At 68.2% G+C, this 986-nt stretch carries 1 pseudogene; it reads right to left on the reverse strand.

The annotated features are described in order from the left end of the window. Nucleotides 1–968 (reverse strand): annotated as a pseudogene (locus ACFP2V_RS38510) (IS5 family transposase); the annotation flags it as partial. Between the last annotated feature and the right edge of the window lie 18 nt (nt 969–986).

Here is a 986-nt window from a genome sequence, read left to right on the forward strand (position 1 = left end):
CATGGAGGCCCTGAGGTGGAGGCCGGCGTCGTAACTCTCGGAGGTCTTGTCATAGCGGGTTGCGATACCTCGCCAGGCTTTCAGTTTGTTGATCATGCGCTCGACGGCGTTGCGGTCCTTGTAGAGGACCGCGTCGTGGACGACGGGCCGGCCGCCCCTGTGACCTCTGTTCTTGCGGTGGGCGGCCTGGTCCTTCTTCTCCGGGATGACGGCTTTGATGCCGCGTCTGCGCAGGTAGGCACGGTTGGCGCGGGAGGAATACGCCTTGTCCCCGGCCACGGCGGCGGGCCGGGTGCGAGGGCGCCCGACGGGCAGCCGGACACGGACCTTCTTCAGGACCGGGACGAACTGCGGGCTGTCGGCGGCCTGTCCGGCGGTCACGACGATCGACAGCGGGCGGCACCTGCGGTCGGACGCGAGATGGACCTTGCAGGTCAGGCCGCCCCTGGATCTGCCGAGCAGAGCCTGCTTCAGACGGGCCTTGTGTCTGCGCCGGACGCGTCGCCGCTCTTCCCGGCCGGAGTCGTCTCCGGCGTCCTGTCCGTTCTGTTCCCCTGGGCCGCCCCCTTTTGCCGGGCCTGCTCCTGTTCCCGCACGGCTTCCTCCAAGGCCTCCATGACCTCGGGATCGATGCGCATCCCGGCGGCGTCGTGATGCGCGCGGGCGGTCGTGGAATCCACGCTGACCAGCGACAGATCCGTCTTCCCCTGCCGGGCAGCCTCGGCGATCAGTCCTTCCAGCAACGCGGTGAACACTCCCGCGTCCCGCCAGACCCTGAAACGGCCGTAGACGGTCGGCCAGGGGCCGAACTCCTCCGGCATCTCCCGCCATTGAGCGCCGGACCGAAAGCGCCAGATCACTCCCTCGAACTGGTCCCGCAGCTTCACCGGGTAGGGGCCGTACTCGCCGATCGGCAAGTACGGCTTGATGAGTTCCCACTGGTCGTCGCTGAGCTGTCGGCGCGTCACAGCAGCGTTCTACCGCTT

The organism is Streptomyces incanus, assembly GCF_042656345.1.
Taxonomy (GTDB): domain Bacteria; phylum Actinomycetota; class Actinomycetes; order Streptomycetales; family Streptomycetaceae; genus Streptomyces; species Streptomyces incanus.